The sequence below is a fragment of the Mesorhizobium sp. M2A.F.Ca.ET.046.03.2.1 genome (assembly GCF_003952425.1).
Classification (GTDB): Bacteria; Pseudomonadota; Alphaproteobacteria; order Rhizobiales; family Rhizobiaceae; genus Mesorhizobium.
In genome coordinates this window covers 3397928-3417942 of record NZ_CP034449.1, presented here as the reverse complement: position 1 = coordinate 3417942, position 20015 = coordinate 3397928, and the positions used below count along the sequence as shown (strand labels likewise).

14 protein-coding genes and 3 pseudogenes are annotated in these 20015 nt (G+C 63.1%); 4 read left to right on the top strand and 13 right to left on the bottom strand.

Annotation, left to right across the window (positions count from 1 at the left end):
- Window positions 1–123: 123 nt before the first annotated feature.
- Window positions 124–406 (bottom strand): annotated as a pseudogene (locus tag EJ072_RS16440) (transposase); the annotation flags it as partial.
- A complete protein-coding gene (locus tag EJ072_RS16435) occupies window positions 306–518 on the bottom strand; it encodes a hypothetical protein (RefSeq protein WP_126057615.1) in 213 nt (70 codons plus the stop codon). The pseudogene EJ072_RS16440 and the gene EJ072_RS16435, both read right to left, overlap by 101 nt.
- A 122-nt stretch (window positions 519–640) precedes the next feature.
- On the opposite strand from EJ072_RS16435, the pseudogene EJ072_RS35990 reads away from it, so the two are divergent.
- A pseudogene (locus EJ072_RS35990) lies at window positions 641–1154 on the top strand (transposase); the annotation flags it as partial.
- A 314-nt stretch (window positions 1155–1468) separates the two neighbouring features.
- On the opposite strand, the pseudogene EJ072_RS16420 reads toward EJ072_RS35990, so the two are convergent.
- Window positions 1469–4050 (bottom strand): annotated as a pseudogene (locus tag EJ072_RS16420) (EAL domain-containing protein).
- A gap of 422 nt (window positions 4051–4472) precedes the next feature.
- On the opposite strand from EJ072_RS16420, the gene EJ072_RS16415 reads away from it, so the two are divergent.
- From EJ072_RS16415 to EJ072_RS36780, 3 genes are read left to right on the top strand one after another with little or no spacing between them, the layout of a single operon-like run.
- Complete coding sequence (locus EJ072_RS16415) at window positions 4473–6944, top strand: hypothetical protein (RefSeq protein WP_245455307.1); 2472 nt, start codon at window positions 4473–4475, stop codon at window positions 6942–6944.
- A complete protein-coding gene (locus EJ072_RS36785; protein ID WP_245467324.1) occupies window positions 6883–7836 on the top strand; it encodes a shikimate kinase in 954 nt (317 codons plus the stop codon). The genes EJ072_RS16415 and EJ072_RS36785 overlap by 62 nt, the downstream gene beginning before the upstream one ends.
- Window positions 7724–8266 (top strand): shikimate kinase, encoded by a 543-nt coding sequence (locus EJ072_RS36780; protein WP_306462658.1) that lies wholly within the window; start codon window positions 7724–7726, stop codon window positions 8264–8266. Before EJ072_RS36785 ends, EJ072_RS36780 begins: the two co-directional genes overlap by 113 nt.
- Before the next feature lie 540 nt (window positions 8267–8806).
- Here the strand turns inward: EJ072_RS36780 and EJ072_RS16410 are convergent.
- The 10 genes from EJ072_RS16410 to EJ072_RS35985 form a co-directional block, all read right to left on the bottom strand.
- Entirely contained in the window at window positions 8807–10036 is a 1230-nt protein-coding gene (locus EJ072_RS16410) for an HlyD family efflux transporter periplasmic adaptor subunit (RefSeq protein ID WP_245467323.1), read from the bottom strand.
- Between the two features lie 5 nt (window positions 10037–10041).
- A complete protein-coding gene (locus tag EJ072_RS16405; RefSeq protein ID WP_126083654.1) occupies window positions 10042–12405 on the bottom strand; it encodes an ABC transporter permease in 2364 nt (787 codons plus the stop codon).
- A 4-nt stretch (window positions 12406–12409) separates the two neighbouring features.
- Window positions 12410–13117: an ABC transporter ATP-binding protein gene (locus EJ072_RS16400; RefSeq protein ID WP_126080601.1), complete on the bottom strand. Its 708-nt coding sequence runs from the start codon at window positions 13115–13117 to the stop codon at window positions 12410–12412.
- A 3-nt stretch (window positions 13118–13120) separates the two neighbouring features.
- Window positions 13121–13585: a hypothetical protein gene (locus EJ072_RS16395; RefSeq protein WP_126080600.1), complete on the bottom strand. Its 465-nt coding sequence runs from the start codon at window positions 13583–13585 to the stop codon at window positions 13121–13123.
- The gene (locus EJ072_RS16390) at window positions 13582–14256 is read right to left on the bottom strand and encodes an isoprenylcysteine carboxylmethyltransferase family protein (protein ID WP_126080599.1); all 675 of its coding nucleotides are present in this window, start codon (window positions 14254–14256) and stop codon (window positions 13582–13584) included. The genes EJ072_RS16395 and EJ072_RS16390 overlap by 4 nt, the downstream gene beginning before the upstream one ends.
- The gene (locus EJ072_RS16385) at window positions 14253–14534 is read right to left on the bottom strand and encodes a DUF2933 domain-containing protein (protein ID WP_126080598.1); all 282 of its coding nucleotides are present in this window, start codon (window positions 14532–14534) and stop codon (window positions 14253–14255) included. The genes EJ072_RS16390 and EJ072_RS16385 overlap by 4 nt, the downstream gene beginning before the upstream one ends.
- A gap of 9 nt (window positions 14535–14543) precedes the next feature.
- Window positions 14544–14921, bottom strand: a complete 378-nt coding sequence (locus EJ072_RS16380) for a cupredoxin domain-containing protein (protein WP_126080597.1) — start codon at window positions 14919–14921, stop codon at window positions 14544–14546.
- Window positions 14918–17449 (bottom strand): copper-translocating P-type ATPase, encoded by a 2532-nt coding sequence (locus tag EJ072_RS16375; protein WP_126080596.1) that lies wholly within the window; start codon window positions 17447–17449, stop codon window positions 14918–14920. Before EJ072_RS16375 ends, EJ072_RS16380 begins: the two co-directional genes overlap by 4 nt.
- Window positions 17450–18099: 650 nt before the next feature.
- Window positions 18100–19419, bottom strand: a complete 1320-nt coding sequence (locus EJ072_RS16370; protein WP_126080595.1) for a glucoamylase family protein — start codon at window positions 19417–19419, stop codon at window positions 18100–18102.
- A gap of 69 nt (window positions 19420–19488) precedes the next feature.
- The gene (locus EJ072_RS35985; protein ID WP_189341864.1) at window positions 19489–19932 is read right to left on the bottom strand and encodes a Spy/CpxP family protein refolding chaperone; all 444 of its coding nucleotides are present in this window, start codon (window positions 19930–19932) and stop codon (window positions 19489–19491) included.
- Window positions 19933–20015: the final 83 nt, after the last annotated feature.

Sequence of the window (20015 nt, the reverse complement as noted above, 5' to 3'; positions counted from 1 at the left end):
TGGGACCAAGCTCTGAAGCTGACGCTGCGCAGGTCTTTGCGTGGATGACTCGGTGCGGTCGGTAAACTCGAAGTGGCGGTTGTGTGCGTCAAGTTCTGCAAAATGGGGCGGCCACGATGCTGGTCATGCGGCTTGGCGTAGAGCGAGCTTCTTGTGCTCGCGCAGGTCGTCAATGTTGATGTAGGGCCTCCATCCAGTTTTCGTTGGTTTCGACAGCCGGCGCCCTGACGAGGCGCAGGCAGCTTTCGGCGTTGGGGAAGATGCGCACGACATAGGTGCGCCGGCGGATTTCCTCATTGAGCCGTTCAAGCATGTTGGTGCTCTTGAGATGCTTGTGATGCTGGCGCGGCAGGCAAAAGAAGGTCAGCGTGCGCTCGATGGTCTCCTCCACCGTCGTCCATCTCGGCCTCGAGCACCTCCTGCATCACCGCACGGATCATTTCGTGAAGTCCGTCCGGGTCTGAAAGCAGAATGTCTTTGACGGCAGCGCTGGCGGTCTTACTTTCAATCTTGGTCATGGTGGCGTTCCTTCGCGGGAATCGGCGACATGAACAATCACCAGATCCCATGGCGACGGATGGATAGCGGCGCGTGCTCTGGCAGAGTGACGCTGCTAACAAACACCCCGCGGAGGAACACCATGCATGTAGTGGCCGACCGATCCGAAACTCTGACTGCTATCCGGACTGGTCTGGGCGCAATCTTCGTATCGCTGGAGCTCAGCCGTTCAACCTGGCTGATCTCGTCGTTGTCGCCAGGTGGCGGCGAGAAGTTGTCGAAACACAGTGTCCCCAGTGGTGATTTATCCGCCTTGTTCCGTCGCTTCGATAGCGTGCGAGAGAAGGCAAGAGCACGCATGGGGCCAGACTTCCCCGTCGTCGCTATCCAGGAAGCCGGGCTCGATGGCTCCTGGATCCATCGGGTTCTGAGCAAGGCGGGGATCGAGAGCTACGTCGTTGATCCCGCTTCTATCGCAGTGTCTCGTCGCAGTCGCCGAGCCAAAACCGATAAGATCGATGGTGAAACGCTCGTCTCTCCTTGCCTTCAAGCGAGGCGAACCGCGCATATGTGCAATGGTCAAAGAGCCAACACCGGAGCAGGAGGATCGCCGGCGTATCTGTCGTGAACGCAAGGTACTGACGACCGAACGGGTATATAAAACGCCGCTCACTCAGAATGGTCTCGTCGCCCGAGCCCAGCGGCCGTAGGCGGGATGTTGGTGCAGCCGTGAAGAGCAGCGACCGAATGTGAGGTTGATCTGCTCGGTTACGAGCAGAGTCCTGCAAGTCGGGTTCAACCTGGATCCCATAATCGATATGACAAGCTAATCCCACTTTGACCGGCGCTCAGCACACCTAATTTCGAGCCGCGCCGACCTACACACCCGCTATCGACATGATCCGAGTGGCGGCCTGAACTAGGCCGGCAAACTCATGTTCGTTGGCACTGTTTTTCGCTTGCATCCCGGTTAGGCGGGGACAGACGCCCTACTGCGACGCCTGCCCGGCTTGTCCGTGTCTCGCTCGCCTGACGTTTCGGGTTCGGTCTCAATGATCTCGCCCGCCACCACGGCGCGGGTCCGCTCCAGCATCGCGGGGATGTCCCGCGCGGGCAGCGGGCGGCTGAGCAGGAAGCCCTGCGCCTCGGTGCAGCCTTCTCTTCGGACCCGTTCCAGCTGCTCCACGGTCTCGACGCCCTCGGCGGTGGTCTGCATCCCGAGGCTGTTGCCGAGGCTCGTGACCGCTCGAATGATGGCGACGGAACTGTCGATATCTCCGGCGTCCGTGATGAAGGATTGATCGATCTTGATCTTGTCGAATGGGAACGAGCGCAGATAGCTCAAGCTCGAATATCCGGTTCCGAAGTCGTCCATCGCGATATGAACGCCGAGCATGTGGATATGTTGCAGCATCGAGAGAGTCGCCTGGCTGTTGGCCAGCAGCACTGTCTCGGTGATCTCAAGCTCAAGCCGGCTGGGGGCAGTCCCGAGATATCCAATGCCTCGACGATGGTGGAGAGCAAGCGCGCGTTGCGAAATTGCGCCGGGCACAGATTGACGGCGACCTTGATGCTACCGGGCCAGCTTGCCGCGTCGAGACAGGCTTGCTTGATAACCCATTCACCGATCGGGACGATGAGGCCGATGTCCTCGGCCAGCGGGATGAATTCTCCCGGGGATACGATGCCGCGCGTCGGGTGATGCCAGCGCAGCAGCGCCTCGAAGCAGCTGACCTCGCCGCGGTCGAGATTGAGGAGCGGTTGGTAGTAGATTTCGAACTGCTGCCGCACCACCGCTTCGCGCAGGTCGAGTTCGAGAAACCGCCGCGCCTGCATGCGCGCATCCATTTCCGGTTCGAAGAACCTGTAGGTTCCGCGGCCTTCCGCCTTCGCCCGGTAGAGCGCCATGTCGCCGGTCTTGAGAAGTTGGTCGGCGTCAATGCCATCGTCCGGCGCGATCGAGATGCCGATGCTGGCGCTGATCATAACCCCGTGGCCATCGACGACATAAGGTGCGCTCAGCCCATCAATGACCCGTTGGGCAAGAGCTGTCGCCTCGACCGGCTGATCAACCGCGGTTTGAATGATCACGAACTCATCGCCGCCGAGCCTTGCCACGGTGTCGCCTTCACGGGCCACCTGTTTCAGTCTGGCGGCGACCTCCTTCAGCAAGGCGTCGCCAACCGGGTGCCCCAGCGTGTCGTTGACCATCTTGAAATGATCGAGATCGAGGCAGTGGAAAGCAATCTTGCTACCATCACGCCGCATCTCGACCAAAGCCTCCTCGGCGCGTTCGCGGAACAATATGCGATTTGGAAGCTCGGTAAGTCCGTCGTGGCGCGCCATGTATGAAATCTTGGCTTCGCTCCGCCGCAAGTCGGTCACGTCATGGTGAGTGGCAAGCCACCCGCCGCCCGGCAGTGGCTGATGGATGAGGTCGATGGTGCGTCCGTCCCTGAGTTCCACCAGGCTCACCGTCCGCTCTGCGCGATCGATGGTCTCCGTCAGCTGCTGCACATACTTTTCCGGGTCATGGCCGGCATAGAGGCCCGCCGCGATCCGGAACCGCATCAAATCGATCCACGGCGTGCCGGGACGAGTCAGGGGCTCCGGCACATGGTAGAGATCGGCGTAGCTTTGGTTGCACAGAACCAGCCGCCTCTCCGCATCGAACATGCAAAGCCCTACGGGCATATTGGCGGCGGCCGCGGCCAATTGCTGCCGCTCCAGCTCGGCTTCTCGGGCCAAGGCATCGCTGCGCTCCAGGCTGGCCCGGTAGCCGGCAAAGGCCGAGAACAGCACTCCAACCTCGTCCTGCCGATCCCTTTTCAGCGCAATGAGACTCGAACGGCGCTCGCCCTGCGCCAAGCAACGCATCGCCTCGGTCACGGCGAGGATCGGCTTGCTGACATTGTGGCGTATCCAGGCGACAAGCCCACCAAGACACCCGGCGGCAAAAAGAACTGCCAGCCAAGTCAATCTTTGCGCAACGGTGTAGGTCCTGTCCGCCATCACCGCCGCGGCCGTGCTGCGCTCGTTGGTGAGGGCCAGCAGGTCGTCCAATCGCTGCGTGGCGGCGGCAACGGTCGGGAGCGATACCGTCTCGAACTCCTTGACAGCCATTGTTCGCCCTCCTGTTTCGAGGAGCGGGAAAATCGATGTCAGGGAATCTTCGTAGGCCGTCCATAGGTTGACGAACTGGTCGAACAGCTGCTGCTCGGCCAGCGATCCGGCACTCCGGCGATAGGCGCGCCGACCTTGCAGTATTTCGTCGCTTTCCCTCGCCATCTCCTTCTCAATGCCGGCTATCTGCGCAGCCTCGGCAGTGCGCACGCGCAACGTCGCATAGAGCTGGTGTTCCGCGAGGTTGCGCTTCATCTCGCCGACGATCTGGACCTGGGGCAACCAAACGCTGGTGATCTCGCTCGTGACCTTGTTGAGTGATCGCAGTTGCGCGACCCCAAATACTCCCACGGCCACGACGCACAGCAGCGCCAGCCCAAAGCCCAACGAGAGCTTGGTCCCGACGCTAATGTCCTTTAGCCCTCTCATCTAGAAAACTGCAAACGCAAGACCAGTCCTCGTCAAATAGCATCGAGCTTTAGCGAATAGTAAAAGTATTCCTAGTGTCGCGTCTAAGGTATTAATGCTGGCTTAAGACTGCGTAATCCCCTAGAGGATCGACCAAACCACGTTGTAAAAGGCCGGCGGATGAAGCTCACCGATTTCCATATGATCCGATGACGGGCCTACAATGAGATCGAGGTGCTCGCACCTAGTCTTGGAAGCCGCTTGCAGCTTCTTTCACCGCACCGTGGGATCGGCCTTCGATCCCCTTCGAATGTAGCGAGGCCAGCCCATATTATGCACGACGATGGGGCTTTGAGGCTGGCAGTCGAATCTATGATCGGCAGTGTTCATCAGCCGAGGAAGGAGCGCCGCGGCGCGCGCCGAGGCGGTGCGCGAACTCGAGCGTGATCGCCGAGATCGAGGCGAAGGAGCCGCTCGAAGCGCTCGACACCTTCATGGCGCAGAACGCATCGATGATCCAGGCCCAGCATGCAGCCTCCAGCTTCGATGTCCATCGGGTCCTTCAGGCCATGGACCACGAGCCGAGACCGCCGCAAGGCGATGCCGGACTGATGCGGCTGCCGGTGGTCGACATGCAAGGCCGGCCGCTGGCCAGCGAAGCCGAGTTGCGCTATTCCATTTTCCACCGCTTGACCTCGGGCGCGGTGAAGGTGGTGGCGGTGCAGCTAAAGGGAACTCCGACTGGAGCCATGCTGACACGCACGTTCACCGTGGAGGGCGTGCCCTACCGCATGGACCTGTTCGGCGGCAGCAAACTGAAGCCGCCGCAAAAGAGCCTGAACCAGCTTGCCTCTCACCTGCCTTTCACGGCCGCAGAGGCCCCAAGCGGCAAGCTTTTGGCGATCCCCTATGCCGAGACGGCTCCGGGTACGGCCTTTGAGCAGCTGTCGCGGGCCTGGGCGCCGTTCAAGGAAGCCTATTACTATACCCAGCGCCGCGGATTTGCCGCGCCGCCGGGCATCCCCGACATTGGCCCCCATGATTATGCGCTGGAAGGGTGCTTCAAGCTGTCCCTTCTGCCCGACCATCCCGCAGGCGCAGTGCATCCCTTCCGGTTCGAGGGGCGAGACGGCGAGATCGCCTTGCGGCCGCATGACGGCTGCGGCTTCATTAGGGCCTCACTGGCCGAGCGCATGCCGTCCATTGCCCGGGCTCGCCACGACGCTCCCGAGCGGATGCCTGCCTATGCCGATAAAAGGCAATCGGCGGTACCGCCCTCGGCGCTGCAACATTATCCGCGTAGCGTCGAGGTAGCACAGGAGACCCGCGAGAAGGCTCAGGCTTGGCTCGAAACCCATCAAAGCCTCACCGCCGAGGAGCTGTTCCGGACGGTCACGGGCGGGCATATCGAGGGTTCGAGCGCTATCGCCGTGCCGTCCAGCGACGAATGCCTGCATGTGCCGACGGGCAAGAGCAAGACCTTGACCCGTGACGCTGGCGTGCTTGTCGGACGCTCCCCCTATGACAAGCCCAACCTGCGCCCGTTCGCCGCCGACCGGGTCAGGTCGGCGCGCGATGGCGACCGGACCGCGGCGTTCCTGGATCGGTGCGTGGCCTTCCAATATAGCTTCAACTTCGCGCACAGGTCGGGGGCTGGGCTTGCCGCCGACGATCCGACCTTCTTTGCCAAAGGCATCTTGATCGTTGTGCCCGACGAAATGTGGCCGGCGGACTTCGCCGAGCGCGGGGTCGTGATGTCTGCCGAGGACGTAAAGTGCCATTCGTACTGGCTGGAGGAAAAGGACCGGGTCAAGGCCGACACCGCGCTCGAGTGCGTCGGCATCCTGCAGGCGACGGAGGTGTTCGCGCCCGGCTCTTTGGTTGCGGTTCCAAGCGTCGAACAAAAAATGCTCGACGGCGATTTTGATGGCGACACCGTCGTCATCATTGGCGACCAGCCTCGCCTTTACGAGCATGTGCGCCAGTTCGACGCGCAGCTGCAGGCGCGCGGCATCGCCTCGATGAAGCCGCCGAAGTCGCACACGCCGGCCATTGAGAAAAGCGGCTACCAGTTCACCCGGTCCAAGCAGATCCTGTCGGCCACCGGGCTGGTGCTGGAGACCTACAGCTGCCTGCAGCGCAACGTGCTGGCGCAGCCGCTGGAGGCGCAACGCTGGTTTGCCGAGCGTGCCATCTTCGGCACCTACGAGGGCATTCATAATGAGCTCAAGGCCGACATCCGCGCACTGTTGCAGGAAGATCGGCCGGATGGCCAGGCCCTCCATGAGCTCATCGCCAGGGCGAGGGAAGACAGCAAGGCCGCCAGGCATCCGGTGGCCTGCGAACTGGCCGCGTTGTTAGTGGCCGAGCTCCAGGACTGGAACCTGCAGCTCAATAGCGAGCCGGCTCATGAGCAGTCGGAAGTCAAGCTGCATGAAAGCGCCATCAATCTGTTGAGCGTCGGCATCAAGGTCGGCACTGACGCCTACAAGTCCGATACCGGTGCGCGGGTGTTCATGCAAAAAACCACCGAATTGCAGCGGCTCTTGGAGCAGAGGCCGGGCTTCAAGTCGGCGCCATATGTCAAGGCGCAGGCGGCAAAGCTCCACCAGGGCCGGTTCGACGTCGATGGCAGCCTGGCGGATCTGAAGGACAACCCCACGCTGGCGGCATCGGTCATGGAGGCCTCGATCAGACTCGCCGTCGAAAAGCGCATTCTGCTCAGCGCCTTAGCAATCTCGGCCGAAGACGACCGCGCCAGCACGATAACGCTGAGCAGCGAACAGGCCCTTGAGCGGGCCAGGCTCGAAGCCGCCCCCGCCGAAGCGCAAGAAAGCGCGATTACCAAAAATTGTGCATGCGGTTGCCGAGCTTTTGCGGCAGGACGGCATCGAGGTGAAGGTGCCGCATCTTGACCAACGGTCGGGCGGGCAGGTCTGGATAGCCGACGAGTTGACCGGCCAGAGCGTGAGCACGGCGCCGGAGGCCCAACTGGTCACCAATGCCGTGCGCCATGTCTTCGAGATCCCGGACGAGGCTTTTACGCGCGCCTTCAGGAAGGCGGCACTGGCCTTCGAGGAGCGGGACTGCAGCGAGGTCGAGACCACCAACTGGGTCATCAGGATGGACAGGCCGCGGTTACGCGGCGTTCACACGGCGTTCAGAACCGCGCAGAACTATCGCTTCGAGGTCGAGTTCCCTACGCCGGCCAGTTATCGGGCCGAGCTCGCGCACCGCGCGCAGAGCTCACAGCTAGTCCCCATTCCCCGTGGTGCCTGGGAGATATTACACTGGGACTCGTCAGGAGAAAGCAGGTCGAGGGCGGCAGGGACCTCCAGGTCGCCCATCGTCGCAAGACAACAGATTGCGGTCGCTCGCTCGCCGCAAGCCGGCGAGATCCTCGCGGCCCTCGGTACGCGGCCGGTCGTGCTCGTCGGCATGCCGGCGAGCGGCAAGTCGACCATCGGCGCCCAGCTTGCCAAGGAGTTGGGGGTGGAGTTTGTCGACATCGATAAGCATATCGTCGCCGATCACGGCAATCTGATGGAGATGTTCGCCGACCCTGGCCGTGGCGAGGCGCACTTCAGGGACCTGGAGACCAAAGAGCTCGCCAAGCAGCTGGAGAGAGGCCCCATCGTCATCGCAACCGGCGGCGGCTGCTTTGGCAAGGAGTCCAATCAAGCCCTGATTCTTAATAAGGCGAGGTCGATCTGGCTCGACACCCGAGCTGAAAGAGCTCCGCAGGCGCCTCGAGAGGGACACCAGCCGGCCGCTGCTGCAAGGCGCCGACATCGAGCAGAAGGTTGACCAGCTGTACGAAGAGCGCAGTCCGTTCTACCAAAAGGCCGATATCAGGTTGCCCCTCGTCCCGCCCTTTCAAAAAGACAAGAAGGACGCCCGCATTTGCGTGAAGGAACTCTACGCTTTCCTGTGCAGCGACAGAGAAGCCGCTCTGCCCGCTGCCGAGATATCACATGTCTCCGGTGCTTCCGGCACCGCCATCAGCATGTCCCCAACAGCTCAGCGCATGCACGATGATCATCACAACGGCTACGATTGCGGGGGCGGCGTCGTGGAAACCATCCAGGCGCCGGCGGCACTATTGAGTGAAAGGGAACGGCCGCCGCTCCTCGACACCCTCACCGCCGACCCGCAGCCTTTGCTGGCCGGCAATAACGCACGAGCGAATTTAGCGTCTTCCACGAGAAGCAGGGAACGCTCAAGTCGAGGACGATAGCTTAGGCGTCGCAGGTTTGGTGCAGGGTGCGGGTTCGCACCGAATGCTAATAAAAGTGGGAAACGCATGCATAAGTCGTGAGAAGCCTGATGGCCGAGTTGATCCGGCCTGGATGACACAAACGTACAAAGACGAACCGCCGGTGCCGGGTCGCGCGCCAAATCCTGGTGATCGACCGGAAAGGATCAGCTCCGAGTCTAAACGGCATCGTCAACTTAATGAAGCGCGGATACTATGACAGAGTGACCCAATCCACCGCCGCGCCATTGCGTCGGTTTCGACAGATAAGATGGATTGGGCAGGCGAGCTCAAAAGAGCGATTGTAAATCGCAGTTGTAGCAGTGTAACAAACTGCGTAACAAAAAGCGCGAAAAGATTAGCATTTTCAGCAGGATAGGCGTGAAACCGAATCCCTCCCTCTCCGCCATCCTGCTTTGCTCTCCGAGCTTCGCAGGACAAGTCCTATCTTCAGCGCGAAGCAGGACGCCCTCCGAAGCCTCGGCGAAGGAGAGCCCAAGGCAGCTTACAGGCCGACCGCGCCTATCGAACCCTCCGCTCGCGCACGGCCACGCCGTCGCCCACCCGGTCGCTCGGGTGCAGCACGACCCGATCGCCTTCCGACAAGCCGGACTCGACCTCGGCCATCCTGCTGTCCCGGTGGCCGATCTTGATTACGGCCGTGCGCGCCCGTCCGGCCTCGGCGAGATACACGGCCCAGTCATCGCCCTGCCGGAACAGTGCCGCTACCGGGACGCTAAGGACATTGTCGTCCCGCCAACTCGTCACGTGCACGATCACGCGATAGTCGTGCCCAAGCTGCGACCACATCTCGGCAGGGTCGACGATATCGATCTCCGTGTGGACGCGCTGCTCCTCGATCCCAAGCGCCGAGACCTTGAGAAACCCGGCCGGGTCGATCCGCGTCACCTTGCCCTGAAGCGCGGGTCCGCCCCAACCGTCGATGCGAACTGAGGCGCCCGGCCTGATCTGGACCGCGTCGGTGGAGAGCAGGTCCGCCGCCACCTGCAGGTCGCGCGGGTCGCCGATCTCGACAAGCGGCGCGCCCGGCTGGACCATGCCCTCGCTCTCCTGAACGATCTTCAGGATGCGGCCGCTCGCCGGCGCACGAAGTTGGACGCAGCAGGCCGGATCCGATTGTGCAACATCTCCGGCAGGCTGCCCGAGCCGCGCCTGGATCATCGCGTGTTCATTGCGCCGGACTTCGACCTGCGCCTTCGCGCTCGCCAAGGCTGCCTCGTTGGTGTCCACTTCGAACTTCGCCTTGTCGAGGGCGTTTTGCGAAATCGCTCCGGACTTGGCCAGCCTTTCCGCGCGATCGAGCTCGGTGCGCGAATATGCAAGCGCCGCCTCGAGACGTTTCACCTCCGCTTCCGCGAACGTCACGGCCGCTTCTGCCGCGCCAAGCGCCGCCAACAGTTCTTCGTGCGTGCGAACATCGTGGAGACCGGGGATGGTCGGCTGCATGACCGCCACCACCGTCTCGTCCTTGGCTACCTCGTCTCCGACATGGTGCGGCGGCGAAATTCTGAGCACCTTGCCGGCGATTGGCGCGGATACCGTGTAGATGTGCCGCACCTCGGTCTTGGCCTCGTCATCGACGGTCACCTCCATCGGACCCTTGGCTACCGTCGCCAGGTCGACCGGGATCGGCTGCGGCCATGCGAACCAGACCGCCGCCGCGGCGATCAGGCCAAAGGCCGCGATGCCGCCGATTCTCCTCATCCAGTTGGTCATCGATCTGGTGCGCATGGTCTTCAATCCCGCGTCTTGAGAACAGCAACGAGGTCGAGTCGATTAACCCGCCTGCGGACGATCAGCGCTGAGAGCACAGCCGCCGTAATGACGATCGCGCTGGCGAAGACATAAATGGCAGGGTCGACAACCAGGCGTACCCGCATCAGTTCGCCGGCCAGGTTCGTCTTCATGATCCAGGCAAGACCATAGCCGAGGGCCCAGCCCGGCGGCTGCGCGATCAAGGTCAACAGCGCGAGTTCAAAGAGAAGGATGCCGAGCACTTCGCCGCGGGTGAAGCCAAGCACCCGCAGGCTTGCCAGTTCCCGGGCCCGCTCGGACAGCGAGACACGCGCGTTGTTGTAAACCACGCCGAACGCGATGACGGCGGCGAGACCCGTGTAGATGCTGGACATCGTAGTCACCAGAAGCGCCACGGCGTCGCGGAAAGTGGCGAGGGACGCCGTCTGCAGAGCCAGGCTGCTCACCGCCGGCATGGCCTTGACCGCCGCGTAGAACTCGTCCCGTCTGTTCTTGTCCAGGCTGACGCTCACCCCGTTCGCCATCGGCGCTTCACGCAGCAGCCTGGCGAGCGCTTCCTCATCCATCATCCCGCGCATGCCGAGATAGTCCTCGACCAGCGCCGCCACCGGAAGCGAGACCGTCCGGCGCTCGCTGTCGAGCAAATCGACCTCGACGGTGTCGCCGACCCGCACCTTGAGTATCTTGGCCAGCATGTCCGAGATCGCGAGGCCTGATTCCGGCAGGACCACCGGCCGCAGGTCCGCATCGATGATACGGTTGAGCTCCGCCCCGCGCGGCCTTGCGCGGAGGATGATGCGACGCTCGACATGGCCATTGCGGATGCGGACCTGGACTTCTCGATTGGGTTCCGCATTCAGCACTCCGGGAAGCCTCGCAATCTGGAAGGCCACTTCCCTCGGGCGCTTCTCGAAAAAGCTGACGGTCGCGTCCTGTCGATCCGCAAGGAAGTAGGTCACGTCGACGAGCTGCTCCATCGTGCCCTCCGTGAAGAGCGACACGATCAGGATCGCCGTCGCCAGCGACATGCCGAATGCGGTGAGAAAGGATCGAACTGGATGATGCGCGACGTTGCGCAGCATCATTCTCATCGGCTGCGAGACAAGGCCGGCCGCGCTAAGGCTCAACGGCAGCGTTCGGCGGAAAACCGGCGGAGCCGGCGGCTGCATGGCAACCGCGGGAGCCAGATTGACGACTTCGCGCAAACCTCGCAGCGCGCCGATTGCCGCGGCAAACGCGCTCAGTCCCGCCGCCGCGACGTAGAGATCGGGGGCCTTGGTGAACAGCAGAAACGGGAAGCGGAAAAAGTCGGCGAATACTCCGGTCACATAGCTGCCGAGCCAGGTGCCGATCAGGCTGCCGATGACGATGCCGACCGCCGTGATGACGCCCACAAATTTCAAGTAGTGCAGGACGATGCCGGCATTGCGGTAGCCGAGTGCCTTCAGCAGGCCGATCTGCTCGCGTTCGAGCGAAACGAGCCGGCTGAGGGTAAGGTTGACCAGGAACGCCGAAACCAGCAGGAAGATCGGCGGCAGCGTGCGGCTCATGTTGTTGAGCATGTCGAGCTCGTGGTCGAGCCAGGCATGCGACGTCTGGTCCTTGCGCCCGTAGGCAGCGTGCCCGCCATAGCGATCGAGCAGGCTGTCGAGACGCATCATCACCTCCCGCTCCGACGTTCCCGGCAGCAGCTTCAGCGACACCGACGAAAAAGCGTCTTCGAGATCATAGGCGCTGGCCAGAGCCCGTTCGGACATCCAGATGACGCCGAAGCGGTGGCCGTCGGGCATGATGTCGCCGGGGCCGACGGCATAGATGTATTCGGGAGAAAGCGCGATGCCGACGATCGTCAGATCGCGCCTGCGACCGTTGAGGGTCGCCGCGAAGCTCGAGCCCAGGGTGAACCGGTGCGCTTCGGCGAAGGTCTCATTGACGACGACCTCGTCGTCCCGGCTCGGATCCGGCGTGCGGCCCGCACGCATATAGAGGCGATTGAGCTTCGGCTCGCCGACCTCGGGCAGCGAGATGACTACGCCGGTGGCCGGAGCGGTCAGACCCGGTGTTTCGAGCAGCGCGAACTGTGCGATGCGTGCATCCACGCTAGCCACACCTGGGATTTCGGCGATCCGGCCGAGGAGAGCTTTCGGTGCCCGTCGCACCGTGGCGAAGACATCGGCGAAGCGGTAGCGCTCGTAGTAAGCCGTCCTCGTCTCATCGAGGGAACGGTAGGAGCCGACGGCGAGGAGCAGCGTTGCCACGCCGCCGCCGACCACCAGCGCGATTGCCAATGCCTGCGCCCAAAGACGCAGGAGATCGCGGAAGAGCTTTATGTCCAGGGCGCGCATGTCTTCACCACTGCAGCTCGGCGACAGCGCGGCGGGCCTCGTTGGTGACGGCCTTCGATATCTGCCCGTCGCTGAAGAACAGGACCCGGTGCGCGACCTCCTGGATGATGGCGTTGTGGGTGATGATGACGGTGGTCGTGCCGAGTTCGGCATTGACCTTCATCAGCGCATCGATCACCCGAACGCCTGTCCTGGAGTCGAGCGCGCCTGTCGGCTCGTCGCAAAGCAGCACTTCCGGACGCTTGGCGATCGCGCGGGCGATGGCGACGCGCTGCTGCTCGCCGCCTGATAGCTGCGCCGAGAAATGATGCATGCGCGGCTCCAGCCCAACGAGGGCGAGAGCTTCCTCGGGACGCATTGGATCATCGGCAATCTCGGTGACCAGCGCGACGTTCTCATAGGCTGTCAGGCTGGGGATCAGATTGTAGAACTGGAACACGAAGCCGACGTGGCGGCGGCGATAGGATGTCAGCCCCCTGTCATCGAGGTCGGTCAGCCGCAAATCCTTGAAGGACAGCTCGCCGCTGCTCGCGTGATCGAGCCCGCCCATGATGTTGAGCAATGTCGATTTCCCGCTGCCCGACGGACCGAGCAGGACGACCACTTCCCCTGCCGAAATCGCCAGGTTCACGCCGCGCAGGGCGTGCACTTGCGTCTCGCCCGAGACGTAGGTCTTGGTGAGGTCTTTCGCGGTGAAGACAGGGTCGGACATGGATCACTCCGCCCTGCCTGCCCGCATGGCAGCTTGCCTGAGCTCGACCAGGAACATGCCCATGCTCGCGGCCCATAGGATCGCGATAGCCAGCAAGGCCCACCGGAAATCGGATCCTATGACGAAGTTGACGACAGCCATCCATCCGATGGAGGCGACGCCGGCGGCGAGCACGCCCAGAAGAGCCCACCGCTCGTGCCGCCGGAACGACGTCACGGCGACCGTGACGGTGAGGATGCCCGAGGCGACGGCATACCCGCCGAGCACCTGAAACACGCGCTCGAGCCACGATGCCATGCGTGGCTGCTCGGCCTGAAGCTGTTGCAGCGACAGGCCGACGAACCGCACGTCCTCCGGCAATAGCGGCGGCCGAAGGAACATGAAGAAGGCGCCGATGCAGACGAGCGCCACACCGAAGACGGCGAGCAGGATCGCCGAAAACGGCCAGGATCGGCGGTGCCGTGTCATGGCGCCAGGCCTCGTCCAGGGCGGCCGACCGACCCGCCGGACAACCGGTTCCAGCTCGGAATGAAACCCGGAACCTGTGTCATGTAGTTGCGGTAGACGTCGCCGAACGCGGTGATCGCTTCGCGCTCCTCGGCGCGCGCCAGCCTCACATACATCACAACCAGCACCGGGAACATCGCCAGCGTCAGCAGCGTCGGCCACTGAACGAGGAAACCCAGCATCACCAGGATGAAGCCGACATATTGCGGGTGGCGCACGTAGCTGTACGGGCCGCTGGCGGCGAGAGAACGGTGCTGCTGAGCGTCGTAGAGAACGCTCCATGCGACCGCGATCAGCCAGAACCCACCGCCGATCAGGACGAAGCTCAGCAGATGGAAGGGGCCGAAATGTGGATTGATCCGCCAGCCGAACATCATTTCCAAGAGATGCCCGGCATCATGCGAGAACCAGTCGATCCCTGGATAGCCGGACTGCAGCCAGCCGGAGAGCAAGTAGATGGTGAGCGGAAAGCCGTACATCTCCGCGAACAGCGCGACCAGGAAGGCGCTGAACGCGCCGAACGAGCGCCAGTCACGGGTCGTCGCCGGCTTGAAGAAGCTGTAGGCGAACAGGATGAAGACGGCGGAGTTGACGATCACCAGGCTCCAAAGGCCGTAGGCCTGCATGCTCATGACGGATTCCTTTCGTCGGGCTGGTTGCGGTGGCCCCCACCATGCCCATGTCCTCCATGCCCATGTCCTCTGTGGCCGTGTCCTCCATGCATGAAGAAGTGCATGAAGACGCAGCCGAGCGGCAGCAGATAGAATAGCGCGCCAAGCACATGGGCGCGGTGCTCGGTGAGGAGCAGGAACCCGCCGACCGCGAGGAAGCCAAGCAGGACAAGGCCTGCCCGGGACGTCAGAAAGGAGCCTTGCGGCTGGTCGTGGTCCGAATGGTCATGCATTGACATGCTGGTCTCCTATTCGACGATGAGGCGGCCGCGGAACATGCCCATGGGGCATGCGAATCCGAACTCGCCTGGTTGCTTGGGCATCAGATCGACGGCGACGGTTTCACCGGTAGGCAGATCGGCGCTCCTCTGGAAATCGGGGAAGATCACCTTGTCCGAGCAGGAGGCGGTTTCCTCACGGCGGAAATTCAGCCGGACCGGGCGGCCGCTGCGGACGACGATCGTGTCGGGCGTGTAGCCGCCCTTGACCAGGATCATCGCCTCCTGATAGCCGCCGCTCGTATCCGCGGCGCGGATGCCCTTCGAACGCTTGAGCCAGAAGAACCAGATGATGAAGGCGACCAGGCCGATCCCGGCCACGGTCACTATCCAGCGGTCGGGTGTCATGAGCCTGTCCTCCTCGGCTGAAAGAAGCGCAAACGATTGGCGTTGGTGACGACGGTCACCGAACTGAAGGCCATGGCGGCGGCTGCGATGAGGGGAGAGAGCAGAAGCCCGATGAACGGGTAGAGCACGCCCGTCGCGACCGGGATTCCCAGCGCGTTGTAGCCGAATGCGCCGACGAGGTTCTGCCGGACGTTGCGCATCGTCGCCCGGCTGATCTCGATCGCCGTGACCACGCCCATCAGACTGCCCTTGATAAGCGTCACGTCGCTTGCCTCGATGGCGACGTCGGTTCCGGTGCCGATGGCGAAACCGACATCGGCCTGGGCGAGCGCCGGCGCGTCGTTGACGCCGTCGCCGACCATGCCGACCGACTTGCCTTCGAGCTGTAGTTTCTGCACCTCGTGCGCCTTGTCGTCTGGCAGGACCTCCGCCAGCACGCGATCGATGCCGACCTCGCGCGCGATTGCCCGACCCGTGCGTTCGTTGTCGCCGGTCAGCATGACGACCTCGATGCCGAGCCCTCTCAGGATTTCGATCGCCGCCCTGGAATCCGGCTTCACGGTGTCGGCGACCGCGATCAGTCCAGCCGCCTGCCCGTCGACCGCCACATACATCGGCGTTTTGCCTTCATTGGCGAGGCGCTCCCATTGGGGCAGCAGCGCGTCTGCGGGAACACCGCGGTCGCGCATGAGCTTGGCGTTTCCGAACAGCACATCATGGCCGTCGATCCGGCCACTGACGCCGTGGCCCGGGATCGCCGCGAAGCCTTCAGCATCGACCAGCTCGATCAGCCACGCTTCGGCGCCCTTCACGATGGCCGAGGCCAGCGGATGCTCGGAACCGCGCTCAAGAGATGCGGTGAGCCGCAGGACGGCGCTCTCTTCGTGGCCCGGCGTGACCACGACGTCGGTCAGCGCCGGCTCGCCCCTGGTGATCGTGCCCGTCTTGTCGAGAATGATCGCGTCGAGTTTCTCGGCCGCCTGCAGCGCGTCGCCCGAGCGGATCAGGATGCCGTTTTCCGCTCCCTTGCCGATGCCGACCGTAAGCGATGTCGGCGTGGCAAGGCCGAGCGCGCAGGGACAGGCGATGATCAGCGTCGTGACCAGGACGACCGTGGCATAGATCAGCCGCGGCTCAGGCCCGAAATCGTACCATGCCACTGCGGCCAGGATCGCGACGATCATGACCGCGGGCACGAAGTAGCCCGACACGGTATCCACCACGCGCTGGATCGGAGCCTTCGACCCCTGCGCGTCCTTCACCATGCGGATGATGCTTGCGAGCGCGGTATCCTTGCCGACCTTGGTAGCGGTGAAGCGGAAGCTGCCCGTCTTGTTGAGCGTGCCGCCGATGACCTCGTCGCCGGCCTGCTTTTCGACCGGCATGGATTCGCCGGTGATCATCGACTCGTCGATAGCGCTCGATCCGGCGCTCACCTTGCCATCGACCGGGACCTTTTCGCCGGGACGGACGATCACCGTGTCGCTGACCAGCACCTCCTCGACGGGGAGGTCGATTTCCTTGCTGTCGCGCACGACTCTTGCCGTCTTGGCCTGCAACCCGATCAGCTTCTTGATCGCCTGCGAGGTTCGGCCCTTGGCCTTGATCTCGAGGGCGAGACCCAGCACGACGAGCGCCACGACGACATCGGTGACGTCCCAGAAGACTTCGGCCAGCGCCATGTCGGGAAAGATCCCGGGCCATGCGACCGCCACGACCGAATAGAGGAACGCCGCCGTGATGCCGATTGAGATCAGCGTGTGCATATTGGCAGCGCGGTGCTTCAGCGCGTCCCACATGCCGACAAAGAACTGCGATCCGGACCACAGCAGGACGGGCAGGCTCAGCACGCCAAGCAGCGCCCAAACGATCCGGCGCGTGTCGCTGCCCATGGGCATCCATTCGCGCAGTCCCGGAATGAGATCGGGATAGCTGAGAGCCATCACCGGGAGGGAGATGACGGCGGCGAGCCAGAACCTGCGCATCAGGCCGCGGTATTCCTGCTCGTTGGCCGCCTCCGCCGGGTCCAGCGTCTCGTCCGTGGGTTTCACCTTCGGCTCGGCGACCCGATAGCCGGAGGATTCGATCGACCTCCTCAATTCCTGGAAATTGGCCCGTTCCGGTTGATACTCTATGTCGACAACGTTGGGTGCGAGGCTGGCGCGGGCGGCGATGACGCCCGGGGTCATCTTCAGCGCCAGCTCGACACGTGTGGCGCATGAGGTGCAATGCATGTTCTTGATCGGAATGCGCATCGTCGCCGTACCGGCGGCGTAGCCGACGGAGCGGATGGCGCGCAGGATTTCGGCGACCTTTGCCTGGGCAGGATCGTAGCTGACCATCGCCGTCTGGGTGGCGAGATTGACTGAGGCGGTCTGCACCCCTTTGACGGCCCGAATGGCTGTTTCGATCGTTGGCGGGCAGTGGGCGCAGTTCATTCCTCCAATGCGGAGGGTGAGTGACTCGCGCGCCTCGGCCAGGCCACCAGACGGGTGGTCAGGGATCGCGGCTTCTGTCCGCATGTTCATGAGTTTTCTCCTCGAAATACATTCGCGACCGAAGCCAGCGTAGGCCCGGCACAAAAGAGCGATCCTGTTCGGCAGGCGTGGAATTTGCCCGCCGAGCAGGGCGTCAGAGAACGGAACGAGGGGGCCGAAAGGCTTCGTCAGGCCTGGTCAGCGCGAAACCCGATTGGTCGGGGAAAGCTGGGGCGCCAGGCTCAGCTGCGGAGGCGAGATCAGGACCAGCTGCCAGAGCAACTGCCGAACAACCGAAACAATGTCCACCCATGCACAGGCCGCAATGGCCGTCATGGCAACCCGACTCGTCCAGGGTTGATGCCGACAGAGAGGCCGCCGAGGCCTGCCGATCGGCCTTGCCATGGGCAACCGACTGGACGACCTTGGCTGACGAGAAGTCTGGTGATGCGCCGAACTCGTGCGCTTGCGCCGAGCCCGAAGGCGTCAGCAACAGGAAAAGGGCAAGCCCGAACGCAAGCATGATCGCACCGAAGGGGCCGCTTGCAGTCCGATGGCGTCGCTGCCAGATGTGACAAGATTGTTCAAGCACAGCAAGGCTTCCGAGCTATTCACCATGGGCATGATCGCCCCTTCGATTCAGATGCGCTTTGATGTGCGTCAAATCGATCGACCCACTCGCGGGGACCAAAGCAATCAGTTCAGCCAGGATTCGCATCGTTCAGCCAGCCGCCGTTGAACCCGGCGCGGCGCAATCCGGTGAGGATGTAAGGGCAACCGCGCATCAAGCGCCAAACCGTGTCGCTCAGGTGGTTCTCGATCATCAGCACGATGGGGCCCTGGTTGATGCCGAAGTGCCAGGGCGACACCCACCACCCGTACGGATTGCCAGGCTCGCCCGGGTGGGTGGGATTGAAGGCCGCCTTGAAGCCGTATCTGTTGAACTCCTTCAGCTTCGCCTGATGGATGCAGAAGTCGAGCGCCTCCAACACGATCTCCGGAGCGAACGGCAATGAGGCGGCGACCGCCCATGGAGCGAGCGTGCCGTCATCCGGTCCATAGGGAACGCCGCGGCCGACATAATCGTAGAACTCCCGCTGGACACCATTGAGTTTGAGAGTGGCCGGACCAGGTCCCTCGCTTGCGGTGATCCCCCAGCAGCATTCGCGGTAACCTTCGAACTTACGCGGATTCATGATGGCATAGCATTGCTGGAGATAGGTCGCCCGCCGGCTGTTCTCGAAATAGTCGATGCCCTTCCCGCGCATGAACGCGTCCTGTATCCCGCGAAAGTCGATCCAGACATGCGACAGCTGATGCGTGAACAACGGCCCCGCATAGAGATATTCGTAGCCGTAGCAGCTTTCCCAGCGATAGGTCGACGTCCAGGCGGCGTAGCTGCTCTCGGGAAGCGGAAAGGTCGGTGAGCCGAGCGCCAGAATGTAAAGCAGGAGGGCCTCGTGATAGCCCTCCCAGCGGTATTTGATGAACCCGTTTTCCGGGGTCCAGCCATGCGTCACCGTTGCGCCCTGGTTCTGTGCCCACTGCCAGTCGGCACGGCGATATAGCGCATCGGCAAGCGTGCGGATTTCCTGCTCGTCGGCGGTCTCTTCACCGAAATACGCGGCCGCCGACAGGGCGCCTGCCAACAGGAGGGCGCTGTCGATCGTGGACAGCTCGCACTGCGAGGCGCGCCGTCCTGTCTGCATGTCGAGGAAATGATAGTAGAGCCCACGATAGCCGGTCGCGTCGGGCTCCGGCCCCTGGGGACTCGTGTGGAAGAAGCGGAGCGTAGCCAGGGTCCGCGCGACGGCTTCTTGCCGGGTCATGTATCCGCGCTCGACGGCGACCGGATAGCAGGTGAGAGCGAGACCCGTCGCCGCTATGCTGGCCGGCCAATCGGCGGCGGTCTTGTCGCGGATGAGGCCGTTGGCGGGATTCACCTCGCCCAGGAAGTAGTCGAAGGTTTCGCGCTGCAAAAGCAGCAGCTCTTCCGCGCGGACGCTCCGCTTCGTCTTCATGGTCTCACCTGGAGATCTCGCGTCGATCGCGGGGGCCCTCGCGGTCTGGTGCAACGGCCCCTTCATGTCTCACATCATGCCCATCGGGGCCGGCGCGAGCAGCTTGTCGGCCACCGCCTTCTGGGCATCGTCCAGCGACGCGTAGAAGGGCTCCAAAGCGACCTTGAGCCGCCTCAGTCCCTCGAGCCGCGTCGACAGCATTCGCTCCTGAACCTCGATCCGCTCCACTGGCGTTTCGGGGCCGGTATCCCCGCCCATCATACCGGCCGGCATTTTCGCCATCATGTCCTTGGCCGAGTGAGCGTTTGCCCGCAGCGCCTCGGCGACGGCGTCCCACAGGGGCCGCTGGGCCTTGGTGAGTTTCAGTTCGGTCGAGAGGAAGGCGATCCGCCCCTCGACATGGTCGGGCGACATCATCTGACCCATAGGAGTGTCGCCGCCCGCCATCATCGCCATCATCATCTTCATCATGCCGTTCGGCATCATGGTGTTGGACAAGTTGCCCATCATCATGGGCATCCCCGAGCCAGTGCCTCCGTCCTCCGCATTCTCCGTCGCGGCAGGGGGCGGCGAGGAGTCTCGGCTGCCAGCCGGAT

Bases quoted from the DNA above. Each gene is read 5' to 3' on its own strand.
- EJ072_RS16435 (WP_126057615.1), bottom strand. From the start codon at position 518: ATGACCAAGATTGAAAGTAAGACCGCCAGCGCTGCCGTCAAAGACATT.
- EJ072_RS16410 (WP_245467323.1), bottom strand. From the start codon at position 10,036: ATGCGCACCAGATCGATGACCAACTGGATGAGGAGAATCGGCGGCATC.
- EJ072_RS16405 (WP_126083654.1), bottom strand. From the start codon at position 12,405: ATGCGCGCCCTGGACATAAAGCTCTTCCGCGATCTCCTGCGTCTTTGG.
- EJ072_RS16400 (WP_126080601.1), bottom strand. From the start codon at position 13,117: ATGTCCGACCCTGTCTTCACCGCGAAAGACCTCACCAAGACCTACGTC.
- EJ072_RS16395 (WP_126080600.1), bottom strand. From the start codon at position 13,585: ATGACACGGCACCGCCGATCCTGGCCGTTTTCGGCGATCCTGCTCGCC.
- EJ072_RS16390 (WP_126080599.1), bottom strand. From the start codon at position 14,256: ATGAGCATGCAGGCCTACGGCCTTTGGAGCCTGGTGATCGTCAACTCC.
- EJ072_RS16385 (WP_126080598.1), bottom strand. From the start codon at position 14,534: ATGTCAATGCATGACCATTCGGACCACGACCAGCCGCAAGGCTCCTTT.
- EJ072_RS16380 (WP_126080597.1), bottom strand. From the start codon at position 14,921: ATGACACCCGACCGCTGGATAGTGACCGTGGCCGGGATCGGCCTGGTC.
- EJ072_RS16375 (WP_126080596.1), bottom strand. From the start codon at position 17,449: ATGAACATGCGGACAGAAGCCGCGATCCCTGACCACCCGTCTGGTGGC.
- EJ072_RS16370 (WP_126080595.1), bottom strand. From the start codon at position 19,419: ATGAAGACGAAGCGGAGCGTCCGCGCGGAAGAGCTGCTGCTTTTGCAG.
- EJ072_RS35985 (WP_189341864.1), bottom strand. From the start codon at position 19,932: ATGATGATGGGCAACTTGTCCAACACCATGATGCCGAACGGCATGATG.